The organism is Pleionea mediterranea, from assembly GCF_003148745.1.
GTDB lineage: Bacteria > Pseudomonadota > Gammaproteobacteria > Enterobacterales > Kangiellaceae > Pleionea > Pleionea mediterranea.
In genome coordinates, this window is sequence record NZ_QGGU01000015.1 from 13,975 (window position 1) to 30,011 (window position 16,037).

The window sequence follows — 16,037 nt, forward strand, 5'->3', positions numbered from 1 at the left end:
TATGAAATTATGTGGTTTAGACGTAGGCATTCAGCATCCGTTCTTTTTAATTGCAGGTCCCTGCGTTATTGAGAGCGAGCAACTGGCTCTGGACACTTCAGGCTACTTGAAAGAAGTGACCGAAAAACTGGGCATCCCTTTTATCTATAAGTCGAGCTTTGATAAAGCCAACCGATCATCGCATACCAGTTTTCGCGGTCCGGGCCTGGAAAAAGGCCTGGCCATTTTGCAAAAAGTAAAAGATCAAATTGGCGTACCAGTACTTACCGATGTTCACGAAGATACGCCGATTAATGAAGTCGCTTCGGTGGTGGACGTTATGCAAACCCCTGCGCTTTTAGTGCGTCAGACCAATTTTATTCAGCGCGTATGTGAAGCAGGTATACCTGTGAATATTAAAAAAGGTCAGTTTCAGGCGCCCTGGGATATGGCCAATGTGGTGAATAAAGCGAAAGCGACAGGTAATGATAATATTATGGTATGTGAGCGAGGCGTAAGCTTCGGTTATAACACCCTTGTTTCTGATATGCGTGGTTTGGCGATAATGCGTCAGACGCAATGCCCGGTCGTTTATGATGCAACTCATTCGGTGCAACAGCCCGGCGGTCAGGGTACGACAAGTGGCGGTCAGCGAGAGTTTGTTCCGGTATTGGCTCGGGCGGCAATGGCTGCAGGAATTTCCGGATTATTTATGGAAACGCATCCTGATCCTGCCAATGCTAAAAGCGATGGTCCCAATTCTTTCCCCATGCATAACATTGAGTCCATGTTGAGCATGCTTCAGCAAATTGATCAGGCGGTGAAGTCATCACCATTTGCTGAAGATAATTTAATGCCCGTTGAATAATTTAACTTACCAAGAGATAGGAAGATCCATGTCGAACATTATTGATATAAAGGCGCGTGAAGTTTTGGATTCACGTGGTAACCCAACCGTTGAAGCAGACGTTATTCTTGAGTCTGGTGTAGTGGGCAGTGCCTGTTCACCATCTGGCGCTTCGACCGGATCACGCGAAGCATTAGAGCTGCGTGATGGTGATAAGTCACGTTATCTGGGGAAAGGTGTTTTAAAAGCCGTCGCCAATATTAATAATGAAGTGAAGTCGACGTTGGTTGGTAAAAGTGTTGCTGATCTGGCTGCGTTGGATCAGTTAATGCTGGATCTGGACGGTACTGAAAATAAATCAAAACTGGGTGCGAACGCTATTTTGGCAGTTTCTTTAGCCGCGGCAAAAGCGGCTGCGGCTGACAAAGGTGTGGCATTATTTGAGCACATCAATACAGGCTCGTTCAGCATGCCAGTGCCTATGATGAATATTATTAACGGTGGCGCTCATGCCGATAACAACGTGGATATTCAGGAGTTTATGATTCTTCCTGCCGGTGTTGAGTCGTTTTCTGAAGCGCTGCGTTGCGGTACCGAAATTTTTCACGCACTGCGTGGTGTTTTAAAAGAAAAAGGTTTGAATACGGCCGTTGGCGATGAGGGCGGTTTTGCACCGGATCTGGGTTCCAATGAAGAAGCCTTGGCCGCGATCAGTGAAGCAACCAAACGTGCGGGCTATGAACTGGGTAAAGATGTCTGGTTGGGTCTGGATGTGGCTTCATCAGAATTTTATAAAGATGGTCAATATCATCTAGCCGGTGAAGATAAAGTATTAAGCTCAGCGGAGTTTGTTGATTATCTGGCTGACTTGGTAGATCGCTTCCCGATTATTTCCATTGAAGACGGTATGGACGAAGGTGACTGGGATGGCTGGAAGCTGCTGACCGAAAAAGTCGGTGATAAAGTACAGTTGGTAGGCGACGACTTATTCGTTACCAACACTAAAATCCTGAAAGAAGGCATCGACAAAGGCATCGCTAATTCAATTTTGATCAAAGTGAACCAAATTGGTTCATTAACTGAAACACTGGCCGCGATAAAAATGGCTCAGGATGCCGGTTATACAGCGGTTGTGTCTCATCGAAGTGGTGAAACCGAAGACGCCACTATTGCCGATTTAGCAGTGGCCACTGCAGCGGGTCAAATTAAAACCGGCTCTTTGTGCCGAAGTGACAGAGTTGCAAAATACAACCAATTACTTAGAATTGAAGAGAAGTTGGGCGACAAAGCGGTATATCCCGGTAAGTCAGCCTTTAAATGTTTGGCGTAAAGTCAGGCATCAGGTTATTGTGAAGGCTACTATTGATGCATTTGATGCTTCATTAGTGGCCTAATCACTGGAACAACATTATGAAATGGTCAGCCACACTATTAATACTACTGCTCGCGGGATTACAGGTTCGCCTGTGGTCGCCCGATGGTGGTCTTGCCGAGCTTGAACAGCTCAAGCAACAGGTGTCTGAACAAAAACATGCCAACGAACAGTTACGACAGCGCAATGCCGAGCTGCATAAGCAAGTAAAAGCTCTGCGAAATAATGAAGCGGCTATCGAACAATACGCCAGACTGCATCTTGGCATGATCAAACCGGGCGAAACGTTTTACCGGTTTGTCTCTTCTAAAAAACAATAGTTTATATGTCGTTACAGACGCCAGAATTCTGGGTTGTGATTCCGGCAGCGGGACGCGGTTCTCGCATGCAGCAGTCAACCGCTAAACAATATCTGGAACTGTCTGGCCGTAAAGTGATTGAATATTCTCTCGAACGGTTCTCCCAAGATCAGGAAATACGCGGCATTATTATTGTTACCGATGACGACGAAACTGTTTTGCCAATCATCGAGAAATTTCAACAATCCTACCCTAAGATCCATTTCCAGATTACCCGTGGCGGCGCCGAACGAGCGGATTCGGTGAGGTTGGGGTTAAAAGCGGTTAAGACATTATCGACAAATGACAATGTATGGGTCTTGGTGCATGACGCCGCACGTCCTTGTTTAACGACGACAGATTTAATCCGTTTGAAACAGAGTGCTAAAAGTTTTTCGGAAGGCGCTATTCTTGCCGCACCCATTGTCGACACCCTTAAACAAATTAAATGCTCTCGCATCACTGAAACTCATAATCGACAATTGTTTATGCGTGCATTAACACCGCAAATGGCTCCACTTAAATTACTTAGCGAAGCAGTTGAGCATTGTCAAAAAAATAATGTTTTGATCACCGATGAAGCGCAGGCACTTGAGACGTTTGGCGCTTCGGTAGGGGTTGTAGAAGGTCGGCATGACAACATTAAAATTACCTATCCGGAAGACTTGGCATTGGCTGAGTTTATTCTTAAACAGCAAGCCAGTGAACTCGAAAATTCTACTGTTAAACGCAACGCTTTTAGTAATGACACTGATAATACTGGCAACAGTGACAGGATGAAAAAATAAATTTATGTTACGAATTGGTCATGGCTTTGATGCCCACAAATTTGGTGGCGATGCGCCTTTAATTTTAGGAGGCGTTACCATAGAGCATGAGTCAGGTTTGTTGGCGCATTCCGATGGTGATGTGGTATTGCATGCGGTCTGTGATGCTTTACTGGGCGCGGCTGCGCTTGGCGATATTGGTCAGCATTTTTCTGATCAGGACAATGCCTACGAAAACATTAACAGCCGTACTTTGCTGCAACAAGTTATGGCTATGTTAAAAGACAAACAACTTAAACCGGTTAATCTGGACATTACCATTGTTGCCCAGGCACCTAAAATGGCGCCGCATATTCAGGCAATGCGAAACAATATTGCCATTGATTGTGAGTGTCAGCTGGATGATATAAATGTAAAAGCAACCACCACAGAAAAAATGGGATACATAGGTCGCAAAGAAGGGATCGCGGTACACGCAGTAACCTTACTCGAGCGTGCAGAATGAGTGGTAATAACATCTTAAATGAAGCACAAGGCGCCAATAAAGAACAAAGCGTCAATGATGAGCATAGCATTAGTGAAAAAAGTAAGTTAGAAGAAAGTAATTCAGTGAACAGCTCGTTTGACTGGCCTTCATCGAAAGCTTCCAGTATTCAGTCGGCGGTTTTTAAACAGACCAACAACGATTTTTTTGTTGATGAGCAACTGTCTTTTCCATTAACCGATGAAGGTGAACACTGTTTTGTTCTGGTGGAGAAGTCCGGGGCTAACACCCAGTGGATTGCAAAAAAACTGGCAAACTCTTTTTCGGTACCCGAGCGAGCCGTTGGGTATGCCGGCTTAAAAGATCGTCATGCGGTAACCCGGCAGTGGTTTAGTGTATACACACCAGGTCAAACCTCACCGGAACACATTGAAGGTGACGATGAATTTAAAGTTCTGGCGATACACAGACACAATAAAAAATTAAAGCAGGGCAGCGTTAAACAGAATCGTTTTGTGATTACCCTACGAGATGTCAAGGGTGAGCAAGCCGATATTGAACAGCAACTGGAGACAATAAAGCAGCAAGGGTATCCGAATTATTTTGGTGCGCAGCGGTTTGGTCATCATGGCAATAATGTACGAAAAGCTGTTGCCATGCTGCAAGGTAAGCGGGTTAAAAAACATCAGCGATCTATGTATTTATCGGCCATGCGTTCCTGGTTTTTTAATCAGTATCTGGCGCTTCGAGTCAAAAGTGATAGTTGGCAAACGGCTCAACTGCATGATCGAATGCAACTGGCGGGCAGTCGCTCTTTTTTTCAAGTTGATGGCAGTGAAACGGATTTGCCGGAGCGATTAGAACAAGCGGATATTCATGTTGCTGGTCCAATGCCCGGTGAAGATTTCTTTAGTCTTGAGACATTACCAGAAGCCGATAAGCTTGCTGAAATATGGGCGCCTTATTTTGAGCTTGTCGAAAAATTGCCGGTTAAAACCGACTGGCGTGCGTTACGGGTTATTCCCTTTGAACTGCAATGGCAATGGCATGATTCGACCACACTGGAGTTATCTTTCTCATTGCCAAGTGGTTGCTTTGCGACAGGATTGTTAAGTGAGCTAGGGCATTGTGTCGATGGTTCTGCGCTGGAACATAAATAAAGGGTACTCATTAATACGAAATGTACCTATTAATAGAAAATCTTAAAAAGTAAAAAACAGATAATGAAAGACTACAAGCAACGATGAATATATTACTGAGTAATGATGATGGTTATTTTGCGCCGGGCTTATCCTGCCTGTATCAATACTTGGCCAAAACCCATGAGGTTACGGTGGTAGCGCCGGATAGAAATTGCAGCGGCGCATCCAACTCTTTGACACTGGAAGTACCGATTCGAGTGAAGAAAACAGAGCAGGGGTTTTATTCGGTGACGGGTACGCCAACTGACTGTGTTCATGTGGGTACTTATCATTTAATGTCTAATACGCCCGATATTGTGGTGGCCGGTATCAATGCAGGTGCCAATCTTGGTGATGATGTTCTTTATTCGGGTACGGTTGCGGCTGCTATGGAAGGGCGATCCTTGGGGCTTCCGGCAATAGCCGTTTCTCTGGTGGGTAAAGAATGCCGTCATTATGAAACTGCGGCGCATGCGGTTACCCGAATCATTAATCGATTAAAAGATAATCCACTGCCACTGGATCGTATTTTAAACATTAACGTACCCGATATAGCCCCCGATAAAATTGCAGGATATCAATTAACTCGTTTGGGAAGTCGCCATAGAGCTGATACTATTGTTCCAGCAAAAGATCCCAAAGGTCGTACTGTGTATTGGTTGGGGCCCACACCGGGCGCACAGGACGAAGCCGAAGGGACAGATTTTTACGCAGTGGACAACGGTTATGTGTCTATCACACCCATTTCGGTGGATGTCACTGCTTACGATTGTTTTGATCAAGTTGGGGAGTGGATGTCTGAGTTATGAACTCATTACAATTATCCGGTATCGGTATGACATCGCAGCGAACACGGCAACGTCTGGTTGAGCGTTTAAAAGAAAAAGGCATATCAAACGACAGTGTGTTATCGATTATGGCGAGCACACCACGTCATATTTTTGTTGATGAAGCCATATCACATAGGGCTTATGAAGATACCGCCTTACCGATTGGTATGGGGCAGACAATCTCGCAACCGTTTATCGTTGCGCGAATGAGCGAACTGCTTTACCAAACCGGCCCCATGGATAACGTACTCGAAATTGGTACCGGCTCTGGTTACCAAACCCTTATTTTGGCGCAAATGTTTAAGCAGGTGTTCAGTATTGAGCGGGTTGGTCCACTGCAAAAAGTCGCGCAAAAGCGTATCCGAAATCTTAAAGTGTTTAATGTTCAGTACCGCCATGGCGATGGTTTTAAAGGTTGGCCAGATAAAGCCCCGTTTGATGCCATTATTGTTACGGCTGCACCTGAATCGGTTCCAGAACAACTGGTTGAGCAACTGGCCGAAGGTGGTCGAATGGTTATTCCGGTCGGTACGCAGCACGGCGAACAAGATTTAATTTTGTTGCACAAGGAAGATGGTGAGTTGAAAAAAATGAATTTGGAAAAAGTGAAGTTTGTACCACTGCTGGGTGGAACCATCGACTGATACTCTCTGTCACATGGATGTGATGATTTTTCTATAACAATGACCTCTTAATAATAAATAACCCCTTGACCCGAAACTGACAGGCCACAACACCATGAAAATATTTAGCCCTCTGTATGATAAATGCCTGCGCTGGGCCAGACACAGACACGCGGTTTATTATTTAAGTGGCATGAGCATTGCCGAGTCAGTGTTTTTTCCCATTCCTGTGGATGTCATGCTGGCGCCCATGGCGTTGGCCAATAAGCAGAAAGCCTGGTTTTACGCCATGATCTGCACCTTAACATCGGTGATCGGTGGGTTATTGGGTTACTGGTTAGGTGCCGAAATGTTTGATCTGGTTGAACCTGCCATTGCGTCCATGGGTTACACCGAGCGATTTGAAACCATTAAAACCTGGATGAATGATTACGGCTGGGTTGTGGTGTTTGTTGCTGGTTTTTCACCCATACCCTATAAACTCTTTACCATCAGTGCCGGACTCATTGGTATGGCGCTATTGCCGTTTATGGTGGCGTCTATAATTGGCCGGGCGTCACGTTTTTACCTGGTATCGGCGCTTATGTATTTTGGTGGCGAAACCATCGATCGTAAAATTAAGCCGATCATCGACTGGCTGGGCTGGATTGTTATTTTACTTGCAGTTGTTGGCTATTTGTTATACAAATACCTATAGTTATATAAATCATGTAGTTACGGGTACTTCTTAAAGTAATTGTTAAGTTAAAACGATTATCAAGAATTACCCAAAATGGTTTTGAGTCGAAAGCCTGTTAAATCAATGTGTTATACGACTCAAAGGTTAAAATAGGGTGTTTCATGCAAGAAATTGTCGCAAAAGTTACCTGTGGCATCTTAATTTCGCTGGCGTTGTTTGCCTGTGCGGAACACGTACCAGCACCCGTGATAAACCTGTCCTCTAACACCTACCGTCAGCCGCCTGCACCCGATGAAGATCTGTCCTTACCCGAATATCATGAAGTAAAACCGGGCGATACGCTGTTTTCCATCGCGTTTAACTACGGTCTCGATTATCGCGAGTTGGCAGAAATTAACGGTATAGAAGAAGGTTACCGAATTTATCCCGGTCAAAAACTTCGTTTTGCAGTGCAGCAAATACCCTATCGTGACGAAACATTCAATGCGGAAAAATTGCAGGTCGCAGTTCACAAGGCCCTTGGATTGCCTATACAAGCCGCTGATGAAGCAGAGTCCAGTAAAAATGCCAGTGAGAAGGTAAGTAATCGCTCTCCACAAAAGCCTGATGTTATTGCAAAGCCCAGGACTAATAATAAAAAGAGATTAAAAAGTACTCGACAAAGCATTGCAAAATCAGTTAAAGGTCAATCAAGACTGTCGAAAGTTAATCGATGGTATTGGCCGGTAAAAGGCCCCATATTAAGCGGTTTTTCGAAAAAGTTGCACGGTAACAAAGGTGTCGATATTTCCGGAAAACCTGGTCAGCCCGTAAGAGCTGCCGCACCTGGTCGCGTGGTCTATCGCGGCAACTCGCTTAAAGGTTATGGAAACCTGATCATCGTGAAGCATAATGATGATTATTTAAGCGCTTACGCTCATAACAGTAAAATTCATGTCCGCGAGAACGAAATAGTTAAAGCTGGACAGGTTATTGCCGATATAGGAAATACTGGTGCGGATGAAAGTAAGTTGCACTTCGAAATTCGCTATCAGGGTAAGCCAGTTGATCCAACGAAGTTTTTACCAAAACTATAAAAAGCAGTAGTGAGGATTCGTCTAAATTAGTGGCTTTTAAGGATTAAAAGATACTGATTTAGTTGTAAATTTGCGGTTTTGCCGCATTTTTAGTGGAGAGGTGAGTGATGAGCAAACAAAAACAACGCAAAAATGAAAAAGTAGCCGCTGTAGTGGAAGTCAATTCTGACTCCATTTCTGATAATATTTCTGATGAATATGCCGAATACCATAAAGTCCATGAGAAATCGCTTGATGCGACTCAGTTATATTTGGGCGAAATTGGCATAAACGCACTGTTAACCGCTGAAGAAGAAGTTTTCTACTCTCGTAAAGCTCAAAAAGGTTGTGAGAAATCTCGCGCCAAAATGATTGAGAGCAATCTTCGACTGGTTGTTAAAATCGCTCGTCGCTACACCAACCGTGGCTTAGCGCTGCTTGATTTGGTTGAAGAAGGTAATCTGGGTCTGATCCGGGCGGTTGAAAAGTTTGATCCGGAACGTGGATTCCGTTTCTCAACCTACGCCACATGGTGGATCCGCCAAACCATCGAACGCGCCATCATGAATCAAACGCGAACCATTCGCTTACCGATCCATGTGGTGAAAGAATTAAACGTTTATCTACGAGCGTCACGTGAGCTGGCACAAACGCTGGACCACGAGCCAACGGCAGAAGATATTGCCGCCAAGTTGGATAAACCCGTTGAAGACGTTACCCGACTATTAGGGTTAAACGAGCGCATTGCGTCCGTTGATACTCCTTTTATGTCCGACTCTGAAAAGTCACTGCTGGATACTATTCCTGATGAACGTGACATGGGGCCGGCTGAAAAGCTGCAAGATGATGATCTGAAAAACAACATTGAACACTGGTTAGGGGAGTTGGCCGAAAAACAACGTGAAGTTATTGCACGACGATTCGGTTTATTACACTACGAGCCCTCCACTCTGGAAGAAGTAGGTGTTGAAATTGGCTTAACCCGTGAGCGTGTTCGTCAAATTCAGGTAGAAGCACTGCGTCGCTTAAGACAGTTGTTAGAAAAGCAGGGACTGTCGCTTGAGGCACTGTTTAAAGCCTAGTCTCAATGTAGTCAATGCAGTTTGTAGTCTCTCATCCAAAGCCCACGTAAGTGGGCTTTTTTGATCCAGATCTGGATCAAAAATCCAAATCTCTAAAGTTAATAGCTTTACGCCTTTTAAGAAACTTCGATAAGCGCAAAACTCTTTTAAAGTTAAATCGTTAATTATTATGGGGTTTCTTGCTACACTCGAACTATCAAAAATAAACTAATCAATAGGTGTACTTTTGTCAGTGTCACTGGAATCCTTTGAAACGATTTATCAACGGGCAGCTGAGCGAAAAGGCGGTGAAAAATCTCTGGAATCTTTGTTGTCAAAACCATTGAGTCAAAAACAGTTACTCAAATTAACTGACGCAAAAATTTTATCCGAGATGACGAAAAAAGTGTTTCAGTCAGGTTTTGTCTGGCGTGTGGTGCAAAACAAGTGGCCCTCTTTTGAAGAGGTCTTTTTTAATTTTGATATCGAAAAATTGCTAATGATGCCGCCTGACATGGTGGAACGAAAAGCCACCGATAAGCGAATTATTCGTAACCTGACAAAAGTTAAAAGCATTCAGAATAATGCCCTGATGATCAATGAGATCACAAAAGAGCATGGCAACTTTGTAAGCTGGCTAGCCAATTGGCCAGTTGATAATATGATAGGCCTGTGGAATGAATTAAAAAAACGCGGAGACAGACTGGGTGGTAATACGGGACCTTATGCGCTGAGAGCCATTGGTAAAGATACCTTTTTACTGACCCGTGATGTGGAAGCCTATTTTCGAAACCATCAAATTATAGACGGTGGCTTACGCAGCAAAAAATCATTAAAAACCATTCAAAACAGTTTTAATCAATGGCATCAAACGTCTGGTCGATCGATGCAGGAGTTAAGTATGCTGGTGTCATTTGGTGTTGGTGAGAATAGAGTGTAGGTGAGAATAGGCTGTGAGTTTTTCACTATTGATTTTAATAAATTTATTTACTAAATAATTTTTTCTTCACACGCTAAAACTGTTTAGTTAGACCTTTATACTAACAATAAGAGCATTTTATGACCGTAACAACCTGGTTAAGCTTAGTACTGGTTTGTATGATAGGCGCTATGTCTCCAGGCCCAAGTCTTGCGGTAGTTCTAAAGCATTCGCTTAATGGTAGTTTAAAAAATGGAATGTTAGCGGCTATCAGTCACGGTATTGGTGTCGGCTTATATGCAGCAGCTTCTTTGCTAGGCTTAGGCGGCTTAATGATGCAGTTTCCAAACGTTTACCAGGCACTGGTGTATTTGGGTGCCGCTTATTTGGCCTTTTTAGGTATAAAAATATTAACAACCGAATCCACTAAGACCAACTTAAATGTAACAAGCCGCAGCGAAAGTCCAATAAAGGCCATTCAAGATGGCTTTGCGATTGCTTTCTTAAACCCTAAGTTAGCGATATTTTTTCTGGCGTTATTTTCTCAGTTTATCGATCCTGACAGTATGACCATCACTATTGGCATAATTATGTGTTTAACGGTTTTCATAATTGATACTGGCTGGTACATGATTGTGGCTATAGTGACAGAAATTTCTAAATCGAGGTTTGGCTTTACAAATTATAATCCATGGCTGGATAAAGTGTTAGGAATCGTGTTTGTTGGCTTGGCAATTCGTGTTGTTGTGACTGTATAGTTTTATCCTTAAATATTTATATCCATACATCATTATCAGCGGTTAATTCACTGTCAGCATCACCAGTATTGATCACGCCTTTCGGCTCTATAATTAATACCTGACATTCTTGTTCAGCGACAGGTTTGTGTTCAACACCCTTAGGTACAACGTAAAGTTCATTCTCACACAGCTTAATAGTTTTATCTCGCAATAGTATGGTCATTTCGCCTTTCAGCACCAGAAAAGTTTCATCCGTATGCTCGTGTTTATGCCAGGTAAATTCACCCTTTAATTTAACCAGTTTAAATTGATAGTCATTCATTTCAGCAATGACTTTGGGCGACCAGTGTTCAGAAAATAGCGAGAGTTTTTCCATCAAGTTAATTGATTTATTGGTTATAACTTTTGTCATTGTTTTATCCATTCAAGGTATTGCATTTTATTAAACAGGTTAGCATAAAAAAGCCACTTTACAGACACCAAAAGTAGGCGGCTATAAAGTGGCTCGTTTTATTTTTTAACAGGTTAATCTGACTCATTTAATTTCGTCAGATTGTTATGGTTAGTTTTTCTTTGAATACTTATCGTAAAGTTGTTTGTGTCGATTGTTTAAGTCGATGCTCCGACCTTCGATCATCACGGTGTCAACTTTATGGGTTAAGTGGTCAAATAAATCGCCCTGACTGATGACGATATTGGCCTGCTTGCCAACCTCAAGTGAACCCATTTTATCCGCCACGCCTAATATTTTTGCCGGTTCCAGTGTTACAGACTTTAAAGCCGTGCTAGGTGAGACACCATAAGCAACGGTTTGTCCTGCAGCAAAGGGCAGATCTCTTACATTCCAGTTACCGTTGATGGCAAGGGCATAAGAGATACCATTTTGCTCCAGCACTGCGGGTGTTTTATAGGCACGATCCAGTCCTTCATCACTGCGCATTGGATGCCCCCATGCAGAAGTAAATACAACAGGAATGTTATTGGATTTAATCAATTCAATTGCTTTATCCGCATCGCCAACGCCCACTAGCACAATTTTTATGTCTTGCTGTTTGGCAAAGTGAATGGCGCTTTCTATCTGGCGATAGTCATTGGCGTGAACAAACAAAGGCATGGTTTTGTCCAGGACTGGACGCATGGCTTCCCAGCGCACATCAATGGCCGCGTTCGCATTGGCTGAACGGGCTTTATGGTAAGCTTTGATTTGCTCAAAGGTATCGCTTAATTGCTTTAATGCTTTGGCGTTGTCTTCTTTTTGCTTTTTAGGTGTACGGGTTTCCCAAAAAGATTTATTGATGCCAGCACGAGGCCAACGTAAGTGCATGCCAGTGCCTTTTTTGACCAGAGCGTCTTGCCAGTTCCAGCCATCAAGATGCATCAATGACGATTGACCATTTAGCCCACTACCAGTGGGTGCCACTTCAACATGGGTAATGCCGTTGCTGCGAATGGTGGGAATGATCTCCGAGTCTGCATTAAAGGCAATGTGTGCTTTTACTTCGGGTGTTGCACGACCGGTTTCGGCCATATCTCGGGTTGCACGTACGGCACCAATTTCAACCAGACCAACCGTTGTGGTTAAGCCAATTAAACCGGGATAGACATGTTTGCCCTCGCCATTAATAACGGTAGCGTTTGTTGGCGCTGTCAGGTCTTGGCCGATGGCGGCTATTTTTCCATCTTTGATCAATAAGTCGTGATCTTGTTTTACTCCAGAGCTCACGGTGTACAGTGTTGCATCGGTGATCAAAATTGGCGCATCCGGTTTTTTACCGGGAATCATATCGTTAGCCAGCAGCGCAGACGATAACGTTAAAGCAGCAGTACTGGCAATCAGTTTAGTAAGAGTTAAGCAACGCATCATTAGTGTGCTCCTTGATAGTGTTGGCCATGTGAGTGGGCATCTTGTCGAGTTTGTTGCCAGTGCCAGAAGTCGAAGTTATCTTCACAGTGCCAGGCAGGCTCTTCTTTTAATAAGTAGCGTTCGTTGGACGCGAAGGTTTTGCTGTTATCGCCATTGCTTTCTTTTCCGTTGCTGTCTTTACCGTTAGATGAAGACTTATCACCACCTAAAACCTTCTGGATCAGCTTGTTTTTTTCTTCCGCTAATGCCACACGCATGTTTGCATCGGCTGCGCGGTCAAAGTATTTGCGGCCGTCAATCCAGGTTTGTTCCACTTTTGTGTAAATCGAAAGTGGGTTACCACTCCAGATAACAAAGTCGGCGTGCTTATCTTCGGTAAGGCTGCCGGTGTAGCGATCAACTTTTAATTGTTTTGCTGGATTAATGGTTACCATTTTGATGGCATCTTCCGGTTTCATGCCACAGTAGTTGATGGACTTGGCGGCTTCGGTGTTTAAACGACGAATCAAATCACCGCTGTCGGAGTTAACCGAAACATTGACGCCATTTTTCATCATCAAACAGGTATTGCCCGGTATGGCATCGTAAACTTCAAACTTATATGCCCACCAGTCAGCAAAGGTAGAAGCGCTGGCTCCGTGCTTGGCCATTTCTTCGGCGACCTTGTAGCCTTCAAGAATGTGGGTAAAGGTTTGAATTCTAAAATCAAAATCTTCGGCGATTTTCATCAGACTTAAAATTTCCGATGCCACATAAGAGTGAGAATGGACAAAGCGTTTGCTTTCAAGAATTTCGTTTAATGTATCAAGACGAAAGTTTTTTCGTGGTGGCGCTGTTCGATCTTGCATACTGCCACTTAAGTCGTCGAACTTTTCGAAACTGGCTTTGTATTCTTGCGCACGTAAAAAGGCATCACGGACAATGGTTTCGACACCCATACGCGTTTGCGGGTAACGGATGGTAAATTTATCACCCCAGTTGCTCTGTTTAACATTTTCACCCAATGCGAATTTAATTGAACCGGGTGCCTGTTTAAACTTCATGCCTTCGGCGTCGCTGCCCCAACGTAACTTAATCACTTGCGCTTGTCCGCCAATTGGGTTTGCCGATCCGTGCAGTAATTGTGCGCTGGTGGTTCCACCGGCCAGTGCACGGTAAATGTTAATGTCATTTGGATTCACTACATCGCCAATGCGTACTTCGGCGGTGATGGCGTCACTGCCTTCGTTTACGCCTTTACTGATGGCAATATGTGAATGCTCGTCAATAATGCCCGCAGTAACGTGTTTGCCTGTGGCATCAATCACATCATAACCCCCTGGCGTGCTCAGGTTTTTGCCAACCTTATCGATTTTGCCATTGCGGATCAGCATGTCGCCATTTTCTATCACACCCTGCTTATCGGAGGTCCATATGGTGGCGTTTTTAATATGAATGTTTTGTTGTTCAGGCTCTGCTGTCAAACCAAAGGCCCGATTAGGAAGTGTCACCTGGCTGACAAATTCTGCAGCCGTATCATCTTTGGTTTCAGCGTCATTATCGTTGTTACTTTGTGGCACCATGCGCGGCGCATTCAATGCGATTTTTTCGGCGGCTGGCGTTAATGCAAAACCGGTTAAAGTTTCATTTATCAGGCGAGTACTGAATCGATAAACACCCTCTATACCAAGCTTTGACAGATTGGCACTGAATTGCATTTGATTATCACTGTGGTCATGCAATTTGATTTTGACGTTTTCGTCGCCTTTGACAATTTCTCCAGTGACTTTTTTCTCGGTTTGCTGCAGCTTTAAGGTCAGCAGGTCGTTGCCAATATTAAATCCATATTCACCAGCAAGAGCAGATGTAAACAGTGGCTTCATTTCGTGCTTTTTACCTTGCAGATACACCTGTTTTATTTTGCCATCTTTAAACAGGTTACCGTCGGCAATAACCAGATCGGCCATCATACCCGGCTTCAACTGTCCGGCATCTTTGTCAATTCCTGCGAGTTTTGCCGGAGTTGTGGTGAGTGCTGCCAACGCGTCTTTCTCTGAAAGGCCGTGCTTTAAAGCAACTTTAATTTGCTTCCAGAAATCGCCTGTGTTTTTTAAGCCATAATGGCTGAAGGCAAAGGGTATTTTATTCTCGGCCAATACTGCCGGGTTAGCTGGTGCGCGTTCCCAGTGTCTAAGTTCGGCTAATGATGTGTCCAGTTGTGCTTCAAACGAACTGACGTCAGGCTTTTTTGGAAAGTTAGGTGCAACCACAAAAGTTGCATTTAATGCTTTGATATCGTTAATGCGAGTGTACTCGTGACCATCGGCAATGTAGGCAACGTCGACACGATATGGATCAAATAGAGGATCGGCTCGCATGGCGGATAAATGACCTTCGGGATCAAACATCATTCCAACTCGGCTCAGCTCATTTAGATTTTCCAGCGCATCGTTGTATTCAACTGGTTCGCCAGTGATCAGGTGATCGGTTTTGCCCTTGGCATTTTGATACCAGGCGCTGTCGCTGAGCGTTTGTCGGATAAGGGCAATGCTGCCCATTAGCGACGATGGGTAAGACTGTTTTGAGCTGCCTTTATTAAACGAGCCAAAATGTCGAGCATTGGCGTTATAAATTAATTCGTTCGGTAAACCATCGCCAAGAGAGACGGTAACCGACTGTCCTTGAAAGATACCGTCAATTTTGGCGGTCTGGACACTGGTAAAGCCGTTTTTAATGTAGTTTTTTGCGGACTTTTTATCGGCTTTAAACTCATCAACCCAGTCTACTTCAGCGTGGATCGCATCGTTCCAGGCATTGCCGCCTTTTCGATCGCCCTGATACTTTGGCGGCTCGCCCCATTTAAAGGCAGACTCGTTCTTTCCAAAAGCATAGTGACTGAATGGATCGATAAATCCGGCGTATACCACATGATTGCTCAGGTCGACGGTTTTGGCGTCTGCGGGCGCTTTACCGCCACGCTTAACACTCATTATGCGACCATTGTCGATGACCAGGGTGGCATCTTTAATTGATTTACCTGGCTCAATCATAACCGTGGCGTGAGTAAATGCGACTTTATTGGAGCTGCGATCGGTAATGCCATACACGTGGCTAGTCTGATCCGCCAATACAGTCTGGCATCCCATCACTGCCAATGTAGCGGCAAAAGCAGAGTGACTGATTTTGTTCATTGAATATTCTCTTAATTATGATGACAAAGTGTGTAAGTCTCGCACAGACTGTGGTTGTGCGCTAATGTGGCCATATTGCTTAGGAAAGGTGGTAAGGTATTGAAAATAAAAGGGAAAATATTGTTTTC

The 16,037-nt window shown here is 44.1% G+C and carries 16 protein-coding genes; 13 read left to right on the top strand and 3 right to left on the bottom strand.

Annotated elements, in window-relative coordinates; translation table 11 throughout:
* Position 1 precedes the first annotated feature (1 nt).
* The 13 genes from kdsA (at position 2) to C8D97_RS16875 (ending at position 10,893) form a co-directional block, all read left to right on the top strand.
* Positions 2-847 carry a 3-deoxy-8-phosphooctulonate synthase gene (gene kdsA / locus C8D97_RS16815; protein WP_109764973.1) on the top strand — a complete coding sequence of 282 codons (846 nt, stop codon included), beginning with the start codon at positions 2-4 and terminating at the stop codon, positions 845-847.
* 28 nt (positions 848-875) lie between these two features.
* Positions 876-2,156 carry a phosphopyruvate hydratase gene (gene eno / locus C8D97_RS16820; protein WP_109764974.1) on the top strand — a complete coding sequence of 427 codons (1,281 nt, stop codon included), beginning with the start codon at positions 876-878 and terminating at the stop codon, positions 2,154-2,156.
* An 80-nt stretch (positions 2,157-2,236) separates the two neighbouring features.
* Positions 2,237-2,518: an FtsB family cell division protein gene (locus tag C8D97_RS16825; RefSeq protein WP_109764975.1), complete on the top strand. Its 282-nt coding sequence runs from the start codon at positions 2,237-2,239 to the stop codon at positions 2,516-2,518.
* A 5-nt stretch (positions 2,519-2,523) separates the two neighbouring features.
* The gene (gene ispD, locus C8D97_RS16830) at positions 2,524-3,324 is read left to right on the top strand and encodes a 2-C-methyl-D-erythritol 4-phosphate cytidylyltransferase (protein WP_109764976.1); all 801 of its coding nucleotides are present in this window, start codon (positions 2,524-2,526) and stop codon (positions 3,322-3,324) included.
* Between the two features lie 4 nt (positions 3,325-3,328).
* Positions 3,329-3,808, top strand: a complete 480-nt coding sequence (ispF, locus tag C8D97_RS16835; protein WP_109764977.1) for a 2-C-methyl-D-erythritol 2,4-cyclodiphosphate synthase — start codon at positions 3,329-3,331, stop codon at positions 3,806-3,808.
* The gene (gene truD / locus C8D97_RS16840; protein ID WP_109764978.1) at positions 3,805-4,947 is read left to right on the top strand and encodes a tRNA pseudouridine(13) synthase TruD; all 1,143 of its coding nucleotides are present in this window, start codon (positions 3,805-3,807) and stop codon (positions 4,945-4,947) included. The genes ispF and truD overlap by 4 nt, the downstream gene beginning before the upstream one ends.
* A gap of 83 nt (positions 4,948-5,030) precedes the next feature.
* On the top strand, positions 5,031-5,777 hold the full coding sequence (gene surE, locus C8D97_RS16845; protein WP_109764979.1) for a 5'/3'-nucleotidase SurE: 747 nt from the start codon (positions 5,031-5,033) through the stop codon (positions 5,775-5,777).
* A complete protein-coding gene (locus C8D97_RS16850; protein WP_109764980.1) occupies positions 5,774-6,442 on the top strand; it encodes a protein-L-isoaspartate(D-aspartate) O-methyltransferase in 669 nt (222 codons plus the stop codon). Before surE ends, C8D97_RS16850 begins: the two co-directional genes overlap by 4 nt.
* 94 nt (positions 6,443-6,536) lie before the next feature.
* On the top strand, positions 6,537-7,118 hold the full coding sequence (locus C8D97_RS16855; protein ID WP_109764981.1) for a YqaA family protein: 582 nt from the start codon (positions 6,537-6,539) through the stop codon (positions 7,116-7,118).
* 143 nt (positions 7,119-7,261) lie between these two features.
* Complete coding sequence (locus C8D97_RS16860) at positions 7,262-8,176, top strand: peptidoglycan DD-metalloendopeptidase family protein (RefSeq protein WP_109764982.1); 915 nt, start codon at positions 7,262-7,264, stop codon at positions 8,174-8,176.
* Positions 8,177-8,283: 107 nt separating this feature from the next.
* Positions 8,284-9,237, top strand: coding sequence for an RNA polymerase sigma factor RpoS (gene rpoS, locus C8D97_RS16865; RefSeq protein WP_109764983.1), 954 nt, complete (start codon positions 8,284-8,286; stop codon positions 9,235-9,237).
* A 232-nt stretch (positions 9,238-9,469) separates the two neighbouring features.
* Entirely contained in the window at positions 9,470-10,156 is a 687-nt protein-coding gene (locus C8D97_RS16870; protein WP_210204984.1) for a DNA-3-methyladenine glycosylase I, read from the top strand.
* Between the two features lie 119 nt (positions 10,157-10,275).
* On the top strand, positions 10,276-10,893 hold the full coding sequence (locus C8D97_RS16875) for a LysE family translocator (protein ID WP_109764984.1): 618 nt from the start codon (positions 10,276-10,278) through the stop codon (positions 10,891-10,893).
* A 16-nt stretch (positions 10,894-10,909) separates the two neighbouring features.
* Here C8D97_RS16875 and C8D97_RS16880 read toward each other — a convergent pair whose 3' ends face one another.
* From C8D97_RS16880 to C8D97_RS16890, 3 genes are all read right to left on the bottom strand, one after another.
* Positions 10,910-11,287, bottom strand: coding sequence for a cupin domain-containing protein (locus C8D97_RS16880; RefSeq protein WP_245411488.1), 378 nt, complete (start codon positions 11,285-11,287; stop codon positions 10,910-10,912).
* Between the two features lie 150 nt (positions 11,288-11,437).
* Positions 11,438-12,739 carry an amidohydrolase family protein gene (locus C8D97_RS16885; RefSeq protein WP_210204981.1) on the bottom strand — a complete coding sequence of 434 codons (1,302 nt, stop codon included), beginning with the start codon at positions 12,737-12,739 and terminating at the stop codon, positions 11,438-11,440.
* Positions 12,739-15,909 (bottom strand): amidohydrolase family protein, encoded by a 3,171-nt coding sequence (locus C8D97_RS16890; RefSeq protein ID WP_109764985.1) that lies wholly within the window; start codon positions 15,907-15,909, stop codon positions 12,739-12,741. The genes C8D97_RS16885 and C8D97_RS16890 overlap by 1 nt, the downstream gene beginning before the upstream one ends.
* Positions 15,910-16,037 lie beyond the last annotated feature (128 nt).

What these genes read in the sequence shown, in the direction of transcription:
- C8D97_RS16880 (WP_245411488.1), bottom strand. Translation starts at nt 11,287, where the DNA reads ATGACAAAAGTTATAACCAATAAATCAATTAACTTGATGGAAAAACTC.
- kdsA (WP_109764973.1), top strand. Translation starts at nt 2, where the DNA reads ATGAAATTATGTGGTTTAGACGTAGGCATTCAGCATCCGTTCTTTTTA.
- ispD (WP_109764976.1), top strand. Translation starts at nt 2,524, where the DNA reads ATGTCGTTACAGACGCCAGAATTCTGGGTTGTGATTCCGGCAGCGGGA.
- eno (WP_109764974.1), top strand. Translation starts at nt 876, where the DNA reads ATGTCGAACATTATTGATATAAAGGCGCGTGAAGTTTTGGATTCACGT.
- rpoS (WP_109764983.1), top strand. Translation starts at nt 8,284, where the DNA reads ATGAGCAAACAAAAACAACGCAAAAATGAAAAAGTAGCCGCTGTAGTG.
- C8D97_RS16860 (WP_109764982.1), top strand. Translation starts at nt 7,262, where the DNA reads ATGCAAGAAATTGTCGCAAAAGTTACCTGTGGCATCTTAATTTCGCTG.
- C8D97_RS16885 (WP_210204981.1), bottom strand. Translation starts at nt 12,739, where the DNA reads ATGATGCGTTGCTTAACTCTTACTAAACTGATTGCCAGTACTGCTGCT.
- surE (WP_109764979.1), top strand. Translation starts at nt 5,031, where the DNA reads ATGAATATATTACTGAGTAATGATGATGGTTATTTTGCGCCGGGCTTA.
- C8D97_RS16890 (WP_109764985.1), bottom strand. Translation starts at nt 15,909, where the DNA reads ATGAACAAAATCAGTCACTCTGCTTTTGCCGCTACATTGGCAGTGATG.
- C8D97_RS16855 (WP_109764981.1), top strand. Translation starts at nt 6,537, where the DNA reads ATGAAAATATTTAGCCCTCTGTATGATAAATGCCTGCGCTGGGCCAGA.
- ispF (WP_109764977.1), top strand. Translation starts at nt 3,329, where the DNA reads ATGTTACGAATTGGTCATGGCTTTGATGCCCACAAATTTGGTGGCGAT.
- C8D97_RS16825 (WP_109764975.1), top strand. Translation starts at nt 2,237, where the DNA reads ATGAAATGGTCAGCCACACTATTAATACTACTGCTCGCGGGATTACAG.
- C8D97_RS16850 (WP_109764980.1), top strand. Translation starts at nt 5,774, where the DNA reads ATGAACTCATTACAATTATCCGGTATCGGTATGACATCGCAGCGAACA.
- C8D97_RS16875 (WP_109764984.1), top strand. Translation starts at nt 10,276, where the DNA reads ATGACCGTAACAACCTGGTTAAGCTTAGTACTGGTTTGTATGATAGGC.
- truD (WP_109764978.1), top strand. Translation starts at nt 3,805, where the DNA reads ATGAGTGGTAATAACATCTTAAATGAAGCACAAGGCGCCAATAAAGAA.